The sequence below is a fragment of the Streptomyces sp. NPDC029122 genome (assembly GCF_055569445.1).
In genome coordinates, this window is record NZ_JBVHWK010000001.1 from 326,441 (window position 1) to 346,201 (window position 19,761).

Consider the following 19,761-nt stretch of genomic DNA (forward strand, 5'->3'; position numbering starts at 1 on the left):
CAGGGATCTCGGGGTCAGGCGGTCAAGGCGACCATCAACGAACAAAGATCCATTCTCACAACAGGCCCTAGCCGGGGTCGGCAAGGTCGTGCCCGGCCGGCGCTGCTTTCACGCCACGGCCTGCGGGCGGGCCGGATCAGCCCTGCTGGAAGAGCTCGGCGGGGAGCGGCTTCAGGAGCGCGTAGAGGTCGTCGGTGATCGGGCGGTCCCAGCTGGCGATCGTCACGAGGACGTTGTCGCTGCGGTCGAACTGCACGCAGGAGATCCGGCCCTCGGAGAGCTTGATCTTGCGGACGATGAGGAGGTTGTCGCCCTGCATGACGGGGCAGTCCTCGGTCCCGGTGACCTCGACGTCCTCGTCGTTCTCGAGGGCGTCGAGGAGCTGGGCCACCTCGAAGGGGACCTGGCCGTCGGCGAGCTCGCGCGCCGGGGATCCCTCGGGGAGGTTGCCGATGATCATCGCGGGGCCGCGGCCGCCGAACAGGTCGTAGCGGAGGAAGACGCCCTGGCAGCTGCCGTCGGGCGCGGGAAGCAGCCCGGCCCCGAGGTTGCCCGGCCAGTCCCCCGGGTCCATGGCCAGGACGTCGAAGTCCGGGCCGGCGGGTGTGGCGGCGCGGTGGCGGCGGAGGAAGGACATGCGGCCATGGTACGTGGCCGCGCGGGTTTTCCGGCGCCGGGGGCTCTCCCACGGCGCAGTCGGGCACGGTGCTGCGGGGCGGGGCGCGGGAGGGGTTCCGCGCCGGGCGGGGGGCGGCCGGGGGCGGGCCCGCCGGGGCTGCGGACCTGCGGGTATGGGGTGTGTGCGCCGGGTACTCCTTACCCGGGGGGCGAGCCGGCGCGATGAGCTGCGGTCATGCGACCTTTCCCGCCACGGGCCGCCGCACTGGCTGTATCTTGCTGTGCGTCCCCACGTCCGCTCATCGATCGTTTTCGATTCGACAACGATCGCTTCGGCGCTGGGGATCTTGTCGCCCGGGGGGACCTGCCGTCGCTACCGTCGTCCCCGGTGCGCAGACGGATCTGCCCTTCGGACGTATGGGAGCACAGACAGATGACTGTCCCCGTTGGCGGTCCGCCGCTTTCCCTCGCCACGACGCCCGCCCGGCCACGGGCACGCGCCGCGGAGAGACGACTGGACGTGGACGAGATCCTCGACGCGGTGTCCCTCTCCGAGCGGACCGGCGTCCCGGTGGAGGCGGCGGCGCTGCCGCGCGGCGTGGAGCTCGCCGACCCCGCGCCCGCCCGGGCGGCGAACCGGGCCATGGGGCCTGCGGTGATCAGCGGGAACCTCTCCTCGGAGGTGGCACGGTGAACCTGTCCCGATCGATGCGCAAGCTGTGCGCCACGCTGACCTCCTCGCTCGACCTGGAGGCTCCGGTCGAGCCGCAGATCCTCTTCCGGGCCCTGTGCGACGCCATGAGCCGCGCCCGGGGCGGCCGCCCGATCGTGCTGCGCTTCGAGCGCTTCCCGTCGGAGCTGACCACCTCGGGCCTGTGGCTGAACATGGAGGACTACGACATCGTCGTGGTGGAGAAGTACACGACCCCCGACCACCAACTGGTCATCCTGGGGCACGAGCTGTGGCACATGAAGGCGGGCCACTGCACCGGCCACGGGCGCGGGGCGGCCGACGCGGCCCGGGCCCTGCCCGACGCCTCGGACCTGACGTACGCCAGTGTCGCCGCGCGGTCCCACTACGAGGACACGCAGGAGATCGAGGCCGAGAGCTTCGGGCTGATGCTCGGCGACAGGTGCAGGGCGTGGCTGACGGGCGGCGACGCGGCCGGGGCCGCCCGCCGGAGCGATGTCGCCGGCCGGATAGGCAACGCCCTCGGCTACCGCGGACCGATCGGTTGACGGTGACCTCGGACAAGTACTACATCCCGTACCTCATACCCGCGGCGATCCTCACCCTGGCCTTCGCGATCCGGCTCCCGGTCATGATGAGGTTCTGGCGCATCGACCCCAACGTCCGGTCCGTCGGCGGTCTGCTCCTGCTGGCCTCGGCCGTCTTCTACTTCGGCCGGCCGAAGACCCTGGTCCTGCTGAACAGCGCGACCGGCGTCAGCAACTTCGCGGCGCCGGTGGTCTACACGCTGCTCACGATGTTCTGCGCCTGCTGCCTGATCATGATCATTCACTGGCGGGGCGGCGATCCCCGGCGGGTGCGCCGGACCAACTGGACGATCGGCGTCGTCTACGCGACCGTGGTGGCCGGTCTGTGGATCACCTTCGCGTTCGCCGAAGTCCCGGTCGAGCGGCTGCGGGACCTGGACACGTACTACGCCAACACCCCCTGGATGCGCGAGCACATCATGCTCTACCTGGGGGCCCACACCACCGCCTGCGCGATCACCGCCGTCGTGACCTGGTCCTGGCTGCGGGAGGTGTCGGGCTGGCTGCGCGCCGGCCTGGTGCTCCTGGTCATCGGGTTCATCCTGAACCTCTGCTACGACACGGTGAAGCTCACGGCGGTGTTCGCCCGCTGGAACGGCCGCGACCTGGACTGGCTCAGCACGTACGTGGCCCCGCCCATCGCCTCCGTGTGCGCCCTGTTCATCGCCGTCGGCTTCATCCTGCCCCACGCGGGCCAGGCGCTCCAGGGCATCTGCAGGGACTACTACCACTACCGGTGCCTCGCCCCCTTCGTACGCGAACTGGCCGGACTGGAGACCGGTTCGGTACGGCTGCCCCGCCGGTCCCCCATCAGCCGTCGCCTGGTCCAGCGCAGGACCCAGATCAGCGACGGGCTGCTGCGGCTCCAGCCGTACATGGACCCCGCGGTCCGCGAACGGGCCCTCGCCGAGGCCCGGGCCCGGGGCGAGGCCGCCGGGCGGGCGGTGGCGACCGCCGACGCGGTGGCCGTGGTCGCGGCGGTCGCGGCCCTGCGCGGGGGTGCCGTGGCCGAGCCGGAGGACGGCCCGGTGCCCGGCCCGGAGGCGGCACCGGACCTCGTCGCGGTGGCCAGGGCCCTGCGCCGGTCCCCCGCCGTCACCGCCTTCCGCGCCCGGTCCTGCCCCTCAGACCACCGAGAGAGCGTGAGTCCATGAGCAGTTCACCGCCGTCACGCGCCCGGCACACCTCGGTCGTGGTCGGGGGCAGCCTGGCCGGCATGCTCACGGCCGCCGCGCTCGCCGGGGACGGCTCCGGCGAGGTCGTCGTCGTCGAGCGGGACGCACTGCCGGACGGGCCGGTGTCCCGCAAGGGGCTTCCGCAGGCCCATCACGCGCACCTGCTGTGGTCCGGCGGGGCCGCGGCCATCGACTCCCTGCTGCCCGGCACCATCGGGGCCCTCAGGGGCGACGGGGCCCACCGGATCGCGCTGCCCACGAACATGGTGGGCTTCTCCCCCGAGGGCTGGTTCCGCCGATGGGCGCAGGAGTCCCACTACGTGCTGATCGCCAGCCGCGACCTGCTCGACTGGCACGTCCGCCGGGCCGTGGCGGCGCTGCCGAACGTCACCGTCACCGACCGCACCGAAGTGCTGGGCCTGGCGGGCGACGCCCGGCGCGTCACCGGGGTGCGGGTGCGCGGGACGGACGCCGTGGAGCGGGTCCTGGACGCGGACCTGGTGGTGGACGCCTCCGGGCGGGCCTCCCGTACGCCGCGGTGGCTGGGCGAGCTGGGGGTGGCCGGGCCCGCCGTACGGACGGTCGACCCCGGACTCGTCTACGCCAGCCGGGTCTTCCGGGCCCCGGCGGACCTGGGGAGCACGTTCCCGGTCGTCGTGAACGTCCAGGCCGATCCCCGCGAGGCCGGTCCGGGCCGGTCCGCGACGCTGGTCCCGATCGAGGGCGACCGCTGGCTCGTCACCCTGTCGGGGACGCGCGGCGGCGAACCCAGCACCGATCCGGAGGCCTTTGAGGCCTTCGCCCGGGGGCTGCGGCATCCGATCGTCAGCGAGCTGATCGCCGGGGCGGAGCCGCTGACGGACGTGGTGCGCACCCGTACGACCGTCAACCGCAGGCACCACTACGAGAAGGCCGCGCTGCCCGGCGGGTTCCTGGTGCTCGGGGACGCGGTCGCCGCCTACAACCCGGTGTACGGGCACGGGATGTCGGTGGCCGCGCAGAGCGCCCTCGCGCTGCGGGACGCCGTCGCCCGGTACGGCTGGGCCGACGCGCGGCTCGCCGCCCGGGCCCAGAAGGCCGTCGCCGGTCCGGTGGCCGCCGCGTGGGCCCTGTCCACGGGGAACGACGTCTTCTACCCCGGTGCCACCGAGAGCGGGCCGACGGCGGCCGAGCGGGTCGCGGCCGCCTACGTACGGCGGCTGATGCGCACGAGCACCGGCAACGGACGGGTGGCCCGGGCGGTGACCGACGTGATGACCCTGGAGCGGCCCGCCACCCGGCTGTTCACCCCGCCGGTGCTGCTGGCGGCCCTGCTGGGACCGCGCCGGGCGCAACTGACCGGGCCGCCGCTGGGGCCGGCGGAGCTGGCGGCGGTCGCGGCGCTGCGGCGGTAGGCGGGGGCTCGTTCCGCTCCGTCGCCCCTTCCGCGTCCGTCCGGCCGGTACGGAATCCCGGCCGTGACCCGCGGGTGCCCCGGGGCGAGGGGCTCAGCCGTGCCACCGCCAGGTCGGGGAGCCGTTCTCGGGGAGCGCCGCCAGCGGGCCGGGGCCGCGTCGAGGGCGGCGGGCCCGCTCCAGGTCGGCTTCGCCGCGCACGGGACGGCCCACGCCGCGTCCCGTGACGGGCAGCCCCGACCAGGCGCGGTACGGCGCCCATGGATTCGGCTGCGGGACGCGCGGGCGGGTTTGGCGCGGCCGTACGCGGATAGCCGCCAGGTGAGGCACTCTGGCGTGCCGGTCCACGGTCGTCCCCGGGCTCCGCGCGGGGCCGTACCCCGACCCGGAGGCGAATCGATGAACACGAACCGCGGGTACGACGCCCCGGAGCGGCGCGGCGCGCTGCTCCCGGACGCGGGGGCCATGCTGGACGAGCACGGCCGTGCGCCGGGCGTGCCCTCCCGCACCGGTACGGGCTCCGGCCCCGCGGCCGACGCGGCCCGTGTGGACGAGGCCCGCGCGCAGGCGGGCCGCTCGGCGGAGGCCGAGGTGAACGTACTGGTCAGTCACTGCGACCGGGCGGGCGCGGACGCCGTACTGGGCGTCCTGGCGGAGGCGTTCCCGGGGATGACCCCGCCGGTGCTGGAAGGGGCTGCCGGGCCCGCGGCGGCCACGAGCATCTGGTCGACGACGGTGGACGTCCGCAACCGGGCGCCCGGCGCGAGCCCCCGGGCCCGGCCGGGCGCACCGGTGACGGCGGAGCTGGACGGCGCCGCCGAGCCGGTGCGCCAGGTCCGCGCCGTCCTGGAGGACGCCTTCGCCGGCGAGCACCTCGGTACCGTGTCCGGGGAGCACGAGCTCCAGGTCGCCCTGCGGCTGTCCGCCCGCCCGGACTGACGCCGCGGGCTCGCGTGTCGCCCCGGATCAGGTCAGGTCGAAGCGGCCGCCGCGCGCCCCGAGCACGAACTTGCGCCACTCGCGCGGCGCGAAGACCAGCGAGGGGCCGTCGGGGCGCTCGCCGTTGCGCATCGCGATGAACCCCTCCACGAAGGCGACCTGCACGTCGCCCACCCCCCGGCTGCTGCCCTGCCAGTCGGCCCCGCTGAGATCGAGCTCGGGCCTGCCCCAGCCGACGGACGGCTGCGAAGTCGCGCTCTTGGCCACGTGCGTGCTCCTCCCGGTTACGGTACGTCGTCGGGGGCCCAGGGTAGCGATCGCGGCCGGTGCCGCACAGGCCGCGGACCGTCACGCGCGGAGGTCCGGCGGAACGCCTCCGTCAGGAACCCGGTGGCCGCGCACCCGCGTCAGGCACCCCGCGGCTCCGCTCCCGCGTCAGGAACTCGGCGGCTGCGCTCCCACGAGCCACATCGCGAAGAACTGCGCGCCGCCGCCGTACGCGTGCCCCAGGGCCCGGCGTGCCCCGGGGACCTGGTGTTCCCCGGCCCGGCCGCTGACCTGGAGCGCCGCCTCCGCGAAGCGGATCATGCCCGAGGCGCCGATCGGGTTGGTGGACAGCACCCCGCCGGAGGGGTTCACCGGGAGGTCGCCGTCCAGTTCGGTGACGCCCGCCTCGGTGAGCTTCCAGCCCTCGCCCTCCTGCGCGAAGCCCAGGTTCTCCAGCCACATCGGCTCGTACCAGGAGAACGGCACGTACATCTCGACCGCGTCGATCTCCCGGCGCGGGTCGGTGATCCCGGCCTGCCGGTAGACGTCGGCCGCGCAGTCCTTGCCGGCCCGCGGCGAGACGAAGTCCTTGCCCGCGAAGAGCGTCGGCTCGCTGCGCATCGCGCCGCCGTGCACCCAGGCGGGCGGCCTCGGCGAGCGGGCCGCGCCCGCACGGTCGGTGAGGACCATCGCGCAGGCGCCGTCCGAGGAGGGGCAGGTCTCGGAGTACCGGATCGGGTCCCAGAGCATCGGCGAGGCCTGGACCTTCTCCAGGGTGATGTCGTGCTCGTGCAGGTGCGCGTACGGGTTCTTCAGCGCGTTGCGCCGGTCCTTGTACGCGACGAGCGATCCCACCGTGTCGGGGGCGCCGGTGCGCCGCATGTACGCGCGCACGTGCGGGGCGAAGAAACCGCCCGCGCCGGCCAGCAGCGGCTGCTGGAAGGGGACGGGGAGCGAGAGCCCCCACATGGCGTTGGACTCGGACTGCTTCTCGAAGGCGAGGGTCAGGACGGTGCGGTGGACGCGGGCCGCGACCAGGTTCACGGCGACGAGGGCGGTGGACCCGCCGACGGAGCCGGCCGTGTGGACGCGGAGCATCGGCTTGCCGACCGCGCCGAGGGCGTCGGCCAGGTAGAGCTCCGGCATCATCACGCCCTCGAAGAAGTCGGGGGCCTTGCCGATGACGACGGCGTCGACGTCCGCCCAGGTCAGCTCCGCGTCGGCGAGGGCGCGGCCCGCCGCCTCGCGGACCAGGCCGGCGAGGGAGACGTCGTGCCGGGCGGCGACGTGCTTGGTCTGGCCGATCCCGACGACGGCCACGGGCTCCTTGCCGGGTGTGCTCATGCTCGGTCCCCTTCCAGGACGGCGACCAGGTTCTGCTGGAGGCAGGGGCCGGAGGTGGCGTGCGCGACGGCCCGCCGGGACTCGCCGCGGTGGATGCGGGCGGCCGCCTCGCCGATCCGGACGAGGCCGGCGGCCATCATCGGGTTGGCGGCGAGGGGGCCGCCGGAGGGGTTGACGGCCACCGCTTCGCCCAGGCCGAGCGCCTTGCGCAGCACGACCTCCTGGGAGGAGAACGGCGCGTGCAGTTCCGCCGTGTCGACGGGGGCGTCGAAGACCCCGGCGTGCTCGGCGGCGGTCCGGGTGGACGGGGAGTCGGTGAGGTCGCGCAGGCCCAGGCCGTGGGCCTCGATGCGGTGGTCGATGCCGGTGATCCAGGCGGGCCGTTCGCACAGGCGCCGGGCGACGTCCCCCGCGGCGAGGACCACGGCGGCCGCGCCGTCCCCGATGGGCGGGCAGTCGCCCGTGCGCAGGGGCCGCACCTGGTAGTCGCCCTGCGGGACGGGGCCGCTGAGCTGGGCGTGCGGGTTGCCCTCGGCGGAGGCGCGGCTGCGGGCGCCGATCGCTGCGAGCGCGGTCTCGTCGGTGTCGCCCGCGTCGATCAGCGCCTGCGCCTGGAGGGCGGCCAGGGCCACCGAGTCGGGCCAGAGGGGGGCCAGGTAGTACGGGTCGAGCTGCCGGGTGAGGACGTCCCGTACGGATCCGGGCGAGGACTTCCCGTACGCGTAGACGAGCGCGGTGTCGGCCTCACCGGTCTGGAGCTTGACCCAGGCCTCGTAGAGCGCCCAGGCGCCGTCCATCTCGACGTGCGATTCGGAGATCGGCGGCCAGGCGCCGACCCCGTCGAGGGTCATGGTGAAGGAGAAGGCCCGGCCGGCGAGGTAGTCGCTGGAGCCGGAGCAGGTGAAGCCGATCCCGCCCGCCTTGAGCCCGGTCGCCGCCAGCACCTGGTGCAGGACGGGCATCACCATCTCGACTTCGCTGAGTTCGTCGGTGCGGCGCAGGTGGTCGCTCTGGGCGAAGGCGACCACGGCCACCTCGCGCGCGTGGCGGGCGTTCCGGGGCATCAGAGCAGCTCCTTGTACGCGTCGTAGTCCGCATCCGGCTCGCCGGTGGGGCGGTAGTGGTCGGGGTAGCGGCCGCCGTCGGTCCACACCGGTTCCACGCGCAGGCCCATGCGGACCTGGTCGTACGGGATGCCGCCGATCCGGCCGTGGAGGGCGAGGCCGGCGCCGTCGAGGGCGATGTGGGCGTAGACGTAGGGGACTTCGATGTCGAGGTTGCGCGCCTTGATGTTGACGATGCAGAAGGTGGTGACGGTGCCGGCCGGGCCGACCTCGACCCGGTCGGTGGTGGCCACCCCGCAGGTGGGGCACGCGCCGCGCGGGGGGACGTACACCTTGCGGCAGGAGGGACAGCGCTCGCCGACGGTGCGGCGCTCGGAGAGCGCGTTGATGTAGGCGGTCTGGGCGCGGCCGGGGCTGTAGGTGTAGTCGAGGCGGGCCTCGGCGACGATGCCGGTGACGGGGTCGGCGAACACCCCGTCGTGCGGTGCGGCGCCGCCTTCTTCCGCGCGGCCCCCGTACGGTTCGAAGCAGGCGATGTCGGTGATGGCCCCGGTGCGCTCGGCGGCCCAGCGGATCCGCACCCGCATGCCGGTGGACACGGCGTCGGGGCCGGGGGCGTCGAGGGCGTGCAGGATCGCGGTGTCGGCGCCGTCGAGCCTCACCAGGACCCAGGCGAAGGGGGTGCCGAGGGGCTGGTGGGGGCGGGGCTCGCCGTTCCATGCCCAGGTGGTGACGGTACCGGTGGGGGCCACCTCCACGAGCTCCCGGATCTCCTCGGCGGTGACGGGGTCGTACTCGGCGGGCGGCACCATGACCCGCCCGTCGGAGATCCTGACGCCGAGCACGACCCGCTGCCGGAGCCCGGTGAGGAAGGCGCTCTGGACGGGTCCGAGGGACCGGGTGAAGGGGAACTCGACGACGAGGGGCGCACGCAGCACTTCGGGCGGGGACGCGGCTGTCATGGATGTCTCTCCGATTCTCGGGGGCGGTGGGACCGGGCGATCGCAACGGTCACCGGGCGGTGGCGGGGCCGGGGACTGCGGGACGGCTCTCAGGCCCGGCGGTAGACCGGCGGCCGCTTCTCCGCGAAGGCGCGCGCCCCTTCCTTCGCGTCGGCCGTCTCGAAGACGGGCCAGCCCCGGGTCAGTTCGGCCGCCAGGCCTTCCGTCTCCGTCAGCTCGGCGGCTTCGTACACCGACGCCTTCACCGCCTCGACGGCCAGTGGCCCGCACGCGTTGATCAGCTCCGCCGTCTCCAGCGCCGCCTCCAGCGCCGTCCCGTCCGGCACCACCCGCCCCACGAGACCGATCCGCGCCGCCTCCTCGGCCGTGTACGGGCGCCCCGTCAGCAGCATCTCCAGCGCGTGCGTGCGCGGGACCTGCCGGGGCAGCCGGACCGTGGAGCCGCCGATCGGGAACAGTCCGCGCCGGACCTCGAACAGTCCGAAGGTGGCCCCGGCCCCGGCGACCCGGATGTCGGTCCCCTGGAGGATCTCCGTGCCGCCCGCCACGCAGTAGCCCTCGACCGCCGCGATCACCGGTTTGCGCGGCCGGTGGTGGCGGAGCATCGCCTTCCAGTGCAGGTCGGGGTCGGCCTTGAGGCGGTCCCGGTACTGGTCGCCCGCCATGCCCCGGCCGGCCAGCGCCTTGAGGTCCATCCCGGCGCAGAAGTCACCGCCCGCGCCCGTCAGGACCACCGAGCGGACCGTGTCGTCCGCGTCCGCCTCCAGCCAGCCGTCGTACAGGCCCACCAGCAGGGGAAGCGAGAGCGCGTTCTTCGCTTCGGGCCTGTTCATGGTGAGCACCAGAGTGGCGCCGCGGCGTTCCACGGTCAGGTGTTCGGTCCCACCCATTGCCGTCCTCCCGTCTCAAGACCTAGAACAGGTTGCAGCAGGGTCCGGTCCAGTTCAATAGTTTCCTGACACTCAGTCAGATTTCTTGCGCATGCGCCCTTCCCACTTGGACCGGGCGGCGCTCTAATGACCGCCGAGCAGCCCAGCCGTGAGCACTTCGGGTCAGGAGGAACGGTGGAGTACAACCTTGCCGACCTGTTCGAATCGGTCGTGGACGTGGTCCCGGACCGCGAGGCGCTGGTGTACGTCGACCACCCCGGGACCGGCGCCGAGCGCCGCCTGACGTACGCGGAGCTGGACGCGGCGGCGAACCGCGTCGGCCACCACCTGCTGGACAGCGGGCTGCGGCCCGGCGAACACGTGGGGCTGCACCTCTACAACGGGATCGAGTACCTGCAGACCGTACTGGCCTGCCTCAAGGCCCGCCTGGTGCCGGTGAACGTCAACTACCGGTACGTGGAGGAGGAACTGGTCTACCTCTACAACGACGCCGACCTCGCCGCCCTCGTCTTCGAGGGCGAGTTCACGGAGCGGGTGGCCGCCGCGCTGCCGCGGACGGCGAAGCTGCGGCACCTGGTCCGGGTCGGGCGGGCGCCGGCCGGGGTGCCGGAGCCTGCGGTCGCGCCGGTGGCGTACGCGGACGCCGAGGCGGCCGGGTCCCCGGAGCGCGGCTTCCCGGAGCGCAGCCCCGACGACCTCTTCATCATCTACACCGGCGGTACGACCGGCATGCCCAAGGGCGTCATGTGGCGGGCCGAGGACCTGTTCTTCGCGGGACTCTTCGGCGGGGAACCCTCCGGGGAGCCGGTGAAGCGGCCCGAGGAGCTGGCCGAGCGGGTCGCGGCGCGCGGCGCCGGGCTCACCTTCTTCCCCGCTCCCCCGCTGATGCACGGCACGTCCACGCTGACCTCGTTCATCGCCTTCAACTACGGCCAGCGGGTGGTCATCCACCGCAAGTACGTCCCCGAGGAGGTGCTGCGCACGATAGAGAAGGAGAAGGTGTCGAGCGTGTCGCTGGTCGGCGACGCCATGCTGCGGCCGCTCGTCGACGCGCTGAACGGCCCGCTCAAGGGGACGGACCTGTCCTCGCTGTTCAGCGTCTCCTCCTCCGGGGCGATCATGTCGGAGACCGTCCGCGCCGAGTTCCAGCGGCTGGTGCCGAACGTGCTGCTCCTGAACAACTTCGGCTCCTCCGAGTCCGGTTCCAATGGCCGGGCGACGGACGACTCCGGCCCGGAGAAGGGCTTCCGGCTCCAGGTCAACGACCGTACGCAGGTGGTCGATCCGGTGACGCACGAGCCGGTGGCGGTCGGCGTGCCCGGCCGCCTCGCGCAGCGCGGGCACGTCCCGCTCGGCTACTACAACGACCCGGCCAAGACGGCGGAGACCTTCTTCCGGAAGGGCACGGAACGCTGGGTGCTGCTCGGCGACATGGCGACCGTCGGCGAGGAGGGCATCGTCACGGTGCTGGGCCGCGGCTCGCAGTGCATCAACACCGGGGGCGAGAAGGTCTATCCGGAGGAGGTCGAGCAGGCGCTGAAGTCGCATCCGGACGTGTACGACGCCCTGGTGGCGGGAGTCCCGGACCCGACGTGGGGCAACCACGTGGCCGCGGTGGTGCAGGTACGGCGGGGCGCGCCGGAGCCGACGCTGGAGGAGATCCAGCGCCACTGCCGGACGAGGCTGGCGGGTTACAAGATCCCGCGGCAGCTGGTGATCACGCCCGCGGTGCAGCGCTCCCCGAGCGGCAAGGCGGACTACCGATGGGCGAAGGCGGTGGCGACGGAGGCCGACGCGGGGCGCTGACCCGGCCGGCTCCGGCGTCCGGGCTCCGGCGTCCGCGTCGGTGCCCGGCCGGCTCGGGGCGTACCGCCGGCGCCGGGGGACGGCCGCCGGCCCCCCGGCCGGCGGCCCCCCGGCCGGCGCTGCGTCAGCCTCCGGTGGCGAGGAAGCGCTCGACGCGTCCGGCGAAGCGGGGGGCGTCGTCCAGCCAGGGGAAGTGCGCGGTCGCGGGCTGGACCTCCAGGATCCCGCGCGGGAAGAGCTCCGCGATGCGGGCCGCGAGGGGCGGGGGCGGGTTGCCGTCCAGTTCGCCCGCGAGGACCAGCACCTCCCCTTCGACGTGCCGCAGGGCCGCGCGGGTGGCGGGCGGGTCGAAGGCGCCGGGGCCCGCGAAGGCCAGCGCGGCCTTCTCGTTCTGGTCCTGCTTGCCGGCCGCGAAGACGGCCCGCGCGGCGTCGTCCCAGCGTCCGTAGAAGAGCGGGGCGGCCCTCTCCCAGTCCGCGTCCGTGTCGGCGCCCCCGAGGATCCGTTCGTACGCGATGGCCGTGTCGTACGGCTCGGCGCCGGCCCTGAGGCGGGCCGCCTCGAGCCGCTCCCGAGGTCCGGTCCCGAGGTCCACCGCCCAGGCGGTCGGGGTGATCAGGGCGGTCCGGCGCAGCCGCCCGGGGTGCGCGGCGGCGTACAGCATGACGAGGTTGCCGGCGGCCGAGTGGGCCAGGACGTCCATGCGCTCCAGGCCGAGGTGGACGCGGAGCGCCTCGACGTCGGCGACCTGGTGGTCGACGCGGTACGTGGACTCGTCGGCCGGTATCGCGGAGTCGCCGGTGCCGCGCGGGTCGAGGAGGATGAGCCGGCGGCCGGCGGCGAGTCCGCCGAGGTCGCCGAGGTACCGGGAGGACCGCATGGCGCCGCCGGGGAGGCAGACGAGCGGTTCCCCCTCGCCCCGGACGTGGTAGGCGAGTTGGGTTCCGTCACAGGTGGTGAGAACAGGCATGGGCGCCATCAGATCAGACGATCACTCGTTCGAGTCATTGATTTGCCCGGCGGGGTCCGGCAGGCTACCGAATGAACGTTCGGTTGGGTTGGTGGGTCCGACTCTCGACGATGAGGTGACGGCGATGACGGCGCGTGCGGGTCTCGATGACCTCGGGGATCTCCAGGACGAAGGCGAGCGGCTGAGCGCCGACGGGCTGGCGGCGCTCCAGCTGAAGCGGCTGCGTGCGACCCTGCACCGGGCGTACCAGCATGTGCCCTTCTACCGGCAGGCCTTCGACAAGGCGGGGGTCCGGCCCGACGACTGCCGCTCCCTGGCGGACCTGTCCCTCTTCCCGCTCACCACCAAGGCGGACCTGCGCGAGCAGTACCCCTTCGGCATGTTCGCGGTGCCGCGCGCGGACGTGCGCCGCATACACGCCTCCAGCGGCACCACGGGCCGCCCCACGGTGGTGGGCTACACCGACGGGGACCTGGCCACCTGGGCCGATGTCGTCGCCCGCTCGCTGCGTGCGGCGGGCGCCCGGCCGGGGCAGATGGTGCACATCGCGTACGGGTACGGCCTGTTCACCGGCGGCCTGGGCGCGCACTACGGCGCGGAGCGGCTGGGGTGCACGGTGGTGCCCGCCTCGGGCGGCATGACGGACCGCCAGGTCCGGCTGATCCAGGACTTCCGCCCGGAGGTCATCATGGTGACCCCCTCCTACATGCTCACCCTGCTGGACGAGATGGAGCGCCAGGGCATCGACCCGCGCCGGACCTCGCTGCGCACCGGGATCTTCGGCGCCGAGCCCTGGACCGAGGAGATGCGCCGGGAGATCGAGGACCGGCTGGGCATCGACGCCGTGGACATATACGGCCTGTCCGAGGTCATCGGACCGGGTGTCGCCCAGGAGTTCGCCTCGCACAAGGACGGCCTGCACATCTGGGAGGACCACTTCTACCCCGAGGTGATCGATCCGCTGACCGGGGCGGTCCTGCCGGACGGTGAGCCGGGGGAGCTGGTGTTCACCTCCCTCACCAAGGAGGCCATGCCGGTGATCCGCTACCGCACCCGGGACCTGACGCGGCTGCTCCCGGGGACGGCCCGCCCCGCCTTCCGCCGGATGGAGAAGGTGACCGGCCGAAGCGACGACATGATCATCCTGCGTGGGGTGAACCTGTACCCGACGCAGGTCGAGGAGATACTCCTGCGCATCCCGGGCCTGGCCCCGCACTTCCAGCTGCGGCTGACGCGGGAGGGCCGCCTCGACGCCCTCACCGTGCGGGTGGAGGCACGCAGGGACGCCGACGCCGGGAGACGGCGGGCGGCGGCCGCGGAGCTGGTGCGGGCGGTCAAGGAGTCCGTGGGGGTGTCCGTCGCCGTCGACGTGGTGGAACCGGAGAGCCTGGAGCGCTCCGTCGGCAAGATCAGGCGGGTGGAGGACCTCCGGGAACCGCACGCCCCCTGAGGAGGCCGACCCACACCGGTGGGCGGCCGAAACCACCTGTTCGGGCTCACTTCGGTGCCGCTCCCGGGAGCGGCCGGGCCCGTACGGGTAGGGGATCAGGTGTGACCTCGATCCTCCGGCGCCTCCACGCCCGGCTCCTGGGCTCCCCGGCCGGGCTGGCCTGGAGCCGGGGCCGGGAGATCGAGCTGATGCACCGGGCGATGGGCTTCGCCGCTCTGGGGTTCCTCACCCTGGTGCCGCTGCTGGTGGTCGTGGCGGCGGCCGCGCCGGGCAGCGGGTCCAACTTCGGCCGCTGGCTGGGACAGGCCCTCGGGGTGACGGCGGCCTCGCGGTCCCGGGTCGAGATGCTGTTCGGGGCGGCGGACCTGGCGCTGGAGCGGACCACCGCCTTCGGACTGGCGGCCCTCGCCGTGTTCGGCCTGACCTTCGGCTCCGCCGTGCAGACCGGCTACGAGAAGGTGTGGGACCTGCCGACGGCCCGCTGGCACACCATGTGGCGGCACGTCGTGTGGCTGGCGCTGCTGGTCTGCTACCTGGCGCTGCTCGTCGGGATCCCCTCCCCGTCCGACACCGCGGCGGGCGCGGCGGTGAGCACCTTCAGCGACACGGTCGGCACCTGCCTGTTCTTCTGGAGCTCCGGGCGGCTCCTGCTGGGCGGCCGGGTCCGCTGGCGGGCGCTGCTGCCCGGCGCGGTGGCGACCAGTCTCGGGCTGCTGGGCCTCAGGATCTTCTCGCAGATGGTGTTCTCCCCGCTGATCGCCTCGAACGCCGTCACGTACGGGCCGTTCGGGACGCTGCTGGTCGTCCAGTCCTGGCTCGTCGGCGTCGGCTTCGTGGTCTATGGCGGGGCCATGCTCGGGCGCCTCGCCCACGAGCACCTGACCCTGCGCCGGCTGCGCGCGGACGGGGTACTGCCCCCGCACCCGGGGCCTTCTCATGATCCGGGACAGGGGTGACCGCGGGGGCGGCGGCGGGTGGCCGGATCGGGTCCGCACCTCCGGCAACGCCAGGGGGACACCGGCGGATTGATGGGAGAGCAGGCTCGCCCCGCCGGACGGATATGGCTGACGGCCCCTCCCGGCGGCCGGGAGCGCCCCGGCGGCCGGGAGGGCCTCAGCGGGTGCCGAAGCGGTCGCGGAGCTCGCGCTTGAGGATCTTTCCGCTGGCGTTGCGCGGGAGGGCCTCCACGAACAGCACCCGTTTGGGTGCCTTGAAGTGCGCGAGCCGTTCGCGGGCGTAGGCCATCAGCTCCGCCTCGGTGACCTCGCCGCGGGGGACGACCACCGCCGTGACGGCCTCGATCCACCGCTCGTCGGGCAGTCCGACGACCGCCGTCTCGGCCACGCCGGGGTGGGTGTAGAGCACGTCCTCCACCTGCCGGGACGCCACGAGGACCCCGCCCGAGTTGATGACGTCCTTCACCCGGTCGACCACGGTGAAGTACCCGTCGGCGTCCCGTACCGCGAGGTCGCCGGACCGGAACCAGCCGTCCCGGAAGGCCTTCCCGGTGGCCTCGTCGTCGTTCCAGTAGCCCAGGCACAGCTGCGGGGAGCGGTAGACGACCTCCCCGGCCGTGCCGTCGGGGACGTCCGCACCGTCCTCGTCGACGACCTTCGCCTCCACGTGGCGCACCGGGCGCCCGCACGACTCCATCCGTCCCTCGTGCTCCCCGGGACGCAGGACGGTGGCCAGCGGGCCGATCTCGCTCTGTCCGAAGCAGTTGTAGAAACCCAGCCCGGGCAGCCGGGCCCGCAGCCGTTCCAGCACCGGGACCGGCATGACCGACGCCCCGTAGTAGGCCTTGCGCAGGGCGCCGAGTTCCCGCCGCGCGAACTCGGGGTGGCCGGCCAGCGCGATCCACACCGTGGGCGGCGCGAAGAGGCTGTCGGCGCCGGCCTCCACCAGGTCGAAGAGGTCCTCGGCGACGGGGGCGTCCAGGATGGTGTTCTCGGCGCCCACCGCCAGGTAGGGCAGCAGGAAGACGTGCGTCTGCGCCGAGTGGTAGAGCGGCAGCGAGTGGACGGGCCGGTCGTCCGCCCCCAGGTCCAGGGCCTCGATCGCGCTCTCGTACTCGTGGGCCAGCGCCCTGTGGGTCATCACCGCGCCCTTGGGGAGTGCGGTGGTCCCCGAGGTGTAGAGCAGCTGCACCACCGCGGCCGGATCCCCGGCGGGCTCGTACGCGAGCGGCTCGGACAGCTCGGACAGGAACGAGCCCGGCGCGTCGCGCAGCGCCCGTACGGGGTGCCCGTCCGGCACGCGCGCGGCCAGGTCCGGGTCGGCGAGGACCAGGGAGCTCGCGCAGTCGCCGAGGATGTGCGCGAGGTCCTCGCCGGTGAGGTTCTGGTTGACGGGGACGTGGACGAGTCCGGCGCGGGCACAGGCGAGGAAGGCGATGAGGTAGGCGTCGGAGTTGTGGGCGAAGGCCGCGACCCGGTCCCCCGCGGCCAGCCCGTACCGCCGGCGCAGCACGGCGGCGCCGGTGGAGACGGCCGCGTCGAGCTCCCCGTACGTCCAGCTCCGCTCCCGGTAGCGCAGGGCGACCCGGCCGGGGCCGCGCCGCGCGCTGTCCCGTACGAGCCCGTCGACCGTCTGGTGCCGCACTGCCGTCATGGCCGTGATCCTCGCCCGGCCCCGCCGCCGGGTCAATATCGCCGCACCGGCCGGGGACGGCCCGAACGGCATGCCGACGGGGGTGCCGGGGCCGGTGCTACGGGCTGACGGCGAGGAAGAGGTACGCGGCCAGCAGCACGAGGTGCACGCCGCCCTGGAGGAGGGTGGCGCGGCCCGGGACGATCGTGAGGGCTCCGACCACCACGGTCAGCGCGAGCAGCACCATGTGGACGGCCCCCAGGCCCAGCAGCAGCGGCCCGGTCAGCCAGACGGAGGCCAGGGCGATGGCGGGGATGGTCAGGCCGATGCTGGCGATCGCGGAGCCGTAGGCCAGGTTGAGGCTGGTCTGGACGCGGTCGCGGCGGGCGGCCCGGACGGCGGCGAGGGTCTCGGGGAGCAGGACGAGCAGGGCGATGATCACGCCGACGACGGCGTGGGGAAGTCCGGCGTCGGAGACGCCCTTCTCGATGGTCGGGGAGACGGCCTTGGCGTTGCCGACGACCGCGACGAGGGCGGCGAAGAGCAGGCCGACGCTGATGAGGGCGGCGCGGGCGGTGGGCGGTTCGGCGTGGTCGTCGCCACCGCCGCCGGGGTGCGGGCCGGTGCCGGCGGTGTCCACGGGGAGGAAGTAGTCCCGGTGGCGGACCGTCTGGACGGCGATGAACAGCCCGTAGAGGGCGAGGGAGGCGACGGCGGCGAAGGTCAGCTGTGCGGAGGAGAACTCGGGGCCGGGCCTGCTGGTGGTGAAGGTCGGCAGCACCAGGCTCAGCACGGCGAGGGTCGCGACGGTGGCCAGTGCCGCGCCGGAGCCCTCGGCGTTGAAGACGGCGACCCGGTTGCGCAGGGCGCCGACCAGCAGGGACAGGCCGACGATGCCGTTGCAGGTGATCATGACGGCGGCGAAGACCGTGTCGCGGGCGAGGGAGGCGGTCTTGTCGCCGCCGTCGGCCATCAGGGTGACGATCAGGGCCACTTCGATGATGGTGACGGCGACGGCGAGGACGAGCGAGCCGAAGGGTTCGCCGACCCGGTGGGCGACGACCTCGGCGTGGTGCACGGCCGCGAGGACGGCTCCCGCGAGGCAGAGGGCGACCAGGGCCACGGCGGGGCCGGGCAGGTCGCGTCCCCAGCTGAGGACGAGCGCGAGGAGCGCCACCACGGGGACCAGGAGGGTCCAGTCGGTCAGGGGGGACCTGCGCGTTGCCGTACTCATGCCAGCCAAGGTGCCAGAGTTGCCGCCCGGGTGCGCCGTGGGGCGCGCATCCGGGGCCTGAAGTGGCATTTCTCATGACATGTCGGGGCGGGGTGGACAGCTGTGAGGCGGACCCGCTCTTCCCGTCGGGGAGTACGCGCGCCACGACGGCCACCCCGGTCCGCTGCGGGAGCGGACCGACGGGGCCGCCGGGGGTCCGGGCGGACGGCGGGGCGCCGTCACACGGCGCGCTCGCGGCCCTCCCAGTAGGGGTCGCGCAGGTGGCGCTTGTAGAGCTTGCCGTTCGGGTCGCGGGGCATCGCCCGGATGAAATCGACCGACCTCGGCCGCTTGTAGCCGGCCAGCTGCCGTTCGCAGTGGTGCAGGATCTCGGCCGCCAGCGCGTCGCCCGCCTCGAAGCCCTCGGCGGGTTCGATGACGGCCTTGACCTCCTCGCCCCAGGTGGCGTGGGGGACGCCGAAGGCGGCGGCGTCGGCGACGGCCGGGTGGGTGAGCAGGGCGGACTCGATCTCCGCCGGGTAGATGTTCACCCCGCCCGAGATGATCATGTCGATCTTGCGGTCGCGGAGGAAGAGGTACCCCTCCTCGTCGAGGAAGCCGAGGTCACCGACGGTGAAGAACTCCCCGATGCGGTTCTGGCGGGTCTTGTCCTCGTCCTTGTGGTAGCTGAAGCCGCCGGTGTTCATCTTGAGGTAGACGGTGCCCAGTTCTCCGGGGGGCAGTCGCTTGCCGCCGTCGTCGAAGACGGCGAGTTCGCTGATCGGCCAGGCCTTGCCGACCGTGCCGGGCTTCTTCAGCCAGTCCTCGGCGGTGGCGAAGGCCCCGCCGCCCTCGCTGGCCGCGTAGTACTCCTCCACGCACCGGCCCCACCAGTCGATCATCGCCCGTTTGACGTGGTCGGGGCAGGGGGCGGCGCCGTGGATGGCGTGCCGCATCGAGGAGACGTCGTAGGCGTCCTTCGTCTCCTGCGGGAGCGCGAGGAGGCGGTGGAACTGGGTGGGGACCATGTGGGTGTGGGTGCAGGCGTGGCGGTCGATCAGACGCAGCATCTCCTCCGGGCTCCACTTGTCCATCAGCACCAGCGGGTGCCCGATGTGCAGGGACGCACCGGCGAACTGGAGCACGGCCGTGTGGTAGAGCGGCGAGCAGACCAGGTGGACGTTGCCGTCGGAGGGACGGATGCCGAAGATGCCGAGGAACCCGCCGAGGTACGTCTCCTCCGGTGGCTTGCCGGGCAGCGGACGGCGGATGCCGCGGGGCCGGCCGGTGGTGCCGGAGGTGTAGTTCATGACCCAGCCGAGGGTGCGGTCGGCGGGCGGTTCGCCGCTGCGGCCGTCGAGGAGTTCGGCGTACGGCCGGAAGCCCGGTACCGCTCCGACGGCGTAGCGGCGGCCGGGGTCGAGCCCCGCCTGTTCGGCGGCGGCGGTGGCGGCGTCGGCGAACCGCTCGTGGGCGATGAGCACCTTGGCGCCGGAGTCGGAGACGATCCAGGCGATCTCGGGCCCGACGAGGTGGTGGTTGACGGGCACCAGGTAGAAGCCCGCCTGGGAGGCGGCGAGGTAGGCGGTGAAGAACTCGACGCCGTTGGGCAGGACGACCGCGAAGGCGTCGCCCTTCTCCAGCCCGGCCGCGCGCAGGCCGTGGACGAGGCGGTTCACGTCGGCGTGCAGCCGGCCGGCGGACCATTCCTCGCCCTCGGGGGTGTACAGGACGGTACGGCCGGGATCTGCGGCGGCCTGCGCCCAGAATCCGTTGGGCAGCTGCTGCGTGTCGGTCATGCT

At 73.6% G+C, this 19,761-nt stretch carries 18 protein-coding genes; 8 read left to right on the plus strand and 10 right to left on the minus strand.

The window, feature by feature from the left end; all coding sequences use genetic code 11:
* Window positions 1-136: 136 nt before the first annotated feature.
* A complete protein-coding gene (locus ACZ4WZ_RS01380) occupies window positions 137-637 on the minus strand; it encodes a hypothetical protein (protein WP_214942325.1) in 501 nt (166 codons plus the stop codon).
* Between the two features lie 414 nt (window positions 638-1,051).
* Here ACZ4WZ_RS01380 and ACZ4WZ_RS01385 point away from each other — a divergent pair, with 414 nt between their 5' ends.
* The 5 genes from ACZ4WZ_RS01385 (at window position 1,052) to ACZ4WZ_RS01405 (ending at window position 5,404) form a co-directional block, all read left to right on the plus strand.
* A complete protein-coding gene (locus ACZ4WZ_RS01385; RefSeq protein WP_467883858.1) occupies window positions 1,052-1,312 on the plus strand; it encodes a hypothetical protein in 261 nt (86 codons plus the stop codon).
* A gap of 14 nt (window positions 1,313-1,326) precedes the next feature.
* Window positions 1,327-1,857, plus strand: coding sequence for a toxin-antitoxin system, toxin component (locus ACZ4WZ_RS01390; protein ID WP_467884204.1), 531 nt, complete (start codon window positions 1,327-1,329; stop codon window positions 1,855-1,857).
* Window positions 1,858-1,859: 2 nt separating this feature from the next.
* Window positions 1,860-3,050 carry an MAB_1171c family putative transporter gene (locus ACZ4WZ_RS01395; RefSeq protein WP_467883859.1) on the plus strand — a complete coding sequence of 397 codons (1,191 nt, stop codon included), beginning with the start codon at window positions 1,860-1,862 and terminating at the stop codon, window positions 3,048-3,050.
* A complete protein-coding gene (locus ACZ4WZ_RS01400) occupies window positions 3,047-4,465 on the plus strand; it encodes an NAD(P)/FAD-dependent oxidoreductase (protein WP_467883860.1) in 1,419 nt (472 codons plus the stop codon). Before ACZ4WZ_RS01395 ends, ACZ4WZ_RS01400 begins: the two co-directional genes overlap by 4 nt.
* Before the next feature lie 399 nt (window positions 4,466-4,864).
* Complete coding sequence (locus ACZ4WZ_RS01405) at window positions 4,865-5,404, plus strand: hypothetical protein (RefSeq protein WP_467883861.1); 540 nt, start codon at window positions 4,865-4,867, stop codon at window positions 5,402-5,404.
* A gap of 27 nt (window positions 5,405-5,431) precedes the next feature.
* Here the strand turns inward: ACZ4WZ_RS01405 and ACZ4WZ_RS01410 are convergent, their stop codons facing one another.
* The 5 genes from ACZ4WZ_RS01410 to ACZ4WZ_RS01430 form a co-directional block, all read right to left on the minus strand.
* Complete coding sequence (locus ACZ4WZ_RS01410; protein WP_467883862.1) at window positions 5,432-5,671, minus strand: DUF397 domain-containing protein; 240 nt, start codon at window positions 5,669-5,671, stop codon at window positions 5,432-5,434.
* 168 nt (window positions 5,672-5,839) lie between these two features.
* The gene (locus tag ACZ4WZ_RS01415) at window positions 5,840-7,015 is read right to left on the minus strand and encodes a thiolase domain-containing protein (RefSeq protein ID WP_467883863.1); all 1,176 of its coding nucleotides are present in this window, start codon (window positions 7,013-7,015) and stop codon (window positions 5,840-5,842) included.
* A complete protein-coding gene (locus ACZ4WZ_RS01420; RefSeq protein ID WP_467883865.1) occupies window positions 7,012-8,079 on the minus strand; it encodes a thiolase domain-containing protein in 1,068 nt (355 codons plus the stop codon). The genes ACZ4WZ_RS01415 and ACZ4WZ_RS01420 overlap by 4 nt, the downstream gene beginning before the upstream one ends.
* The gene (locus ACZ4WZ_RS01425; RefSeq protein ID WP_467883866.1) at window positions 8,079-9,041 is read right to left on the minus strand and encodes a Zn-ribbon domain-containing OB-fold protein; all 963 of its coding nucleotides are present in this window, start codon (window positions 9,039-9,041) and stop codon (window positions 8,079-8,081) included. Before ACZ4WZ_RS01425 ends, ACZ4WZ_RS01420 begins: the two co-directional genes overlap by 1 nt.
* 89 nt (window positions 9,042-9,130) lie before the next feature.
* Entirely contained in the window at window positions 9,131-9,931 is an 801-nt protein-coding gene (locus ACZ4WZ_RS01430) for a crotonase/enoyl-CoA hydratase family protein (protein WP_467883867.1), read from the minus strand.
* A gap of 174 nt (window positions 9,932-10,105) precedes the next feature.
* Between ACZ4WZ_RS01430 and ACZ4WZ_RS01435 the strand changes: the two genes are divergently transcribed.
* A complete protein-coding gene (locus ACZ4WZ_RS01435) occupies window positions 10,106-11,737 on the plus strand; it encodes an acyl-CoA synthetase (RefSeq protein ID WP_467883868.1) in 1,632 nt (543 codons plus the stop codon).
* Between the two features lie 124 nt (window positions 11,738-11,861).
* Here the strand turns inward: ACZ4WZ_RS01435 and ACZ4WZ_RS01440 are convergent, their stop codons facing one another.
* Entirely contained in the window at window positions 11,862-12,707 is an 846-nt protein-coding gene (locus tag ACZ4WZ_RS01440) for an alpha/beta fold hydrolase (RefSeq protein WP_467883870.1), read from the minus strand.
* A 124-nt stretch (window positions 12,708-12,831) separates the two neighbouring features.
* Between ACZ4WZ_RS01440 and paaK the strand changes: the two genes are divergently transcribed.
* Both paaK and ACZ4WZ_RS01450 read left to right on the plus strand, forming a co-directional pair.
* Window positions 12,832-14,157 carry a phenylacetate--CoA ligase PaaK gene (paaK, locus tag ACZ4WZ_RS01445; RefSeq protein ID WP_467883872.1) on the plus strand — a complete coding sequence of 442 codons (1,326 nt, stop codon included), beginning with the start codon at window positions 12,832-12,834 and terminating at the stop codon, window positions 14,155-14,157.
* Between the two features lie 101 nt (window positions 14,158-14,258).
* Window positions 14,259-15,113: a YhjD/YihY/BrkB family envelope integrity protein gene (locus ACZ4WZ_RS01450; RefSeq protein ID WP_467883873.1), complete on the plus strand. Its 855-nt coding sequence runs from the start codon at window positions 14,259-14,261 to the stop codon at window positions 15,111-15,113.
* Window positions 15,114-15,270: 157 nt separating this feature from the next.
* Here the strand turns inward: ACZ4WZ_RS01450 and ACZ4WZ_RS01455 are convergent, their stop codons facing one another.
* From ACZ4WZ_RS01455 to ACZ4WZ_RS01465, 3 genes are all read right to left on the minus strand, one after another.
* Window positions 15,271-16,767, minus strand: a complete 1,497-nt coding sequence (locus ACZ4WZ_RS01455; RefSeq protein WP_467883875.1) for a fatty acyl-CoA synthetase — start codon at window positions 16,765-16,767, stop codon at window positions 15,271-15,273.
* A 97-nt stretch (window positions 16,768-16,864) separates the two neighbouring features.
* Window positions 16,865-17,980 carry a calcium:cation antiporter gene (locus ACZ4WZ_RS01460; RefSeq protein WP_467883877.1) on the minus strand — a complete coding sequence of 372 codons (1,116 nt, stop codon included), beginning with the start codon at window positions 17,978-17,980 and terminating at the stop codon, window positions 16,865-16,867.
* Window positions 17,981-18,198: 218 nt separating this feature from the next.
* Window positions 18,199-19,758 (minus strand): acyl-CoA synthetase, encoded by a 1,560-nt coding sequence (locus ACZ4WZ_RS01465; RefSeq protein ID WP_467883879.1) that lies wholly within the window; start codon window positions 19,756-19,758, stop codon window positions 18,199-18,201.
* Window positions 19,759-19,761: the final 3 nt, after the last annotated feature.

Coding starts and splice junctions, on each gene's coding strand:
- ACZ4WZ_RS01380 (WP_214942325.1), bottom strand. CDS start 637: ATGTCCTTCCTCCGCCGCCACCGCGCCGCCACACCCGCCGGCCCGGAC.
- ACZ4WZ_RS01385 (WP_467883858.1), top strand. CDS start 1,052: ATGACTGTCCCCGTTGGCGGTCCGCCGCTTTCCCTCGCCACGACGCCC.
- ACZ4WZ_RS01390 (WP_467884204.1), top strand. CDS start 1,327: ATGCGCAAGCTGTGCGCCACGCTGACCTCCTCGCTCGACCTGGAGGCT.
- ACZ4WZ_RS01400 (WP_467883860.1), top strand. CDS start 3,047: ATGAGCAGTTCACCGCCGTCACGCGCCCGGCACACCTCGGTCGTGGTC.
- ACZ4WZ_RS01405 (WP_467883861.1), top strand. CDS start 4,865: ATGAACACGAACCGCGGGTACGACGCCCCGGAGCGGCGCGGCGCGCTG.
- ACZ4WZ_RS01415 (WP_467883863.1), bottom strand. CDS start 7,015: ATGAGCACACCCGGCAAGGAGCCCGTGGCCGTCGTCGGGATCGGCCAG.
- ACZ4WZ_RS01420 (WP_467883865.1), bottom strand. CDS start 8,079: ATGCCCCGGAACGCCCGCCACGCGCGCGAGGTGGCCGTGGTCGCCTTC.
- ACZ4WZ_RS01425 (WP_467883866.1), bottom strand. CDS start 9,041: ATGACAGCCGCGTCCCCGCCCGAAGTGCTGCGTGCGCCCCTCGTCGTC.
- ACZ4WZ_RS01430 (WP_467883867.1), bottom strand. CDS start 9,931: ATGGGTGGGACCGAACACCTGACCGTGGAACGCCGCGGCGCCACTCTG.
- ACZ4WZ_RS01440 (WP_467883870.1), bottom strand. CDS start 12,707: ATGCCTGTTCTCACCACCTGTGACGGAACCCAACTCGCCTACCACGTC.
- paaK (WP_467883872.1), top strand. CDS start 12,832: ATGACGGCGCGTGCGGGTCTCGATGACCTCGGGGATCTCCAGGACGAA.
- ACZ4WZ_RS01455 (WP_467883875.1), bottom strand. CDS start 16,767: ATGACGGCAGTGCGGCACCAGACGGTCGACGGGCTCGTACGGGACAGC.
- ACZ4WZ_RS01460 (WP_467883877.1), bottom strand. CDS start 17,980: ATGAGTACGGCAACGCGCAGGTCCCCCCTGACCGACTGGACCCTCCTG.
- ACZ4WZ_RS01465 (WP_467883879.1), bottom strand. CDS start 19,758: ATGACCGACACGCAGCAGCTGCCCAACGGATTCTGGGCGCAGGCCGCC.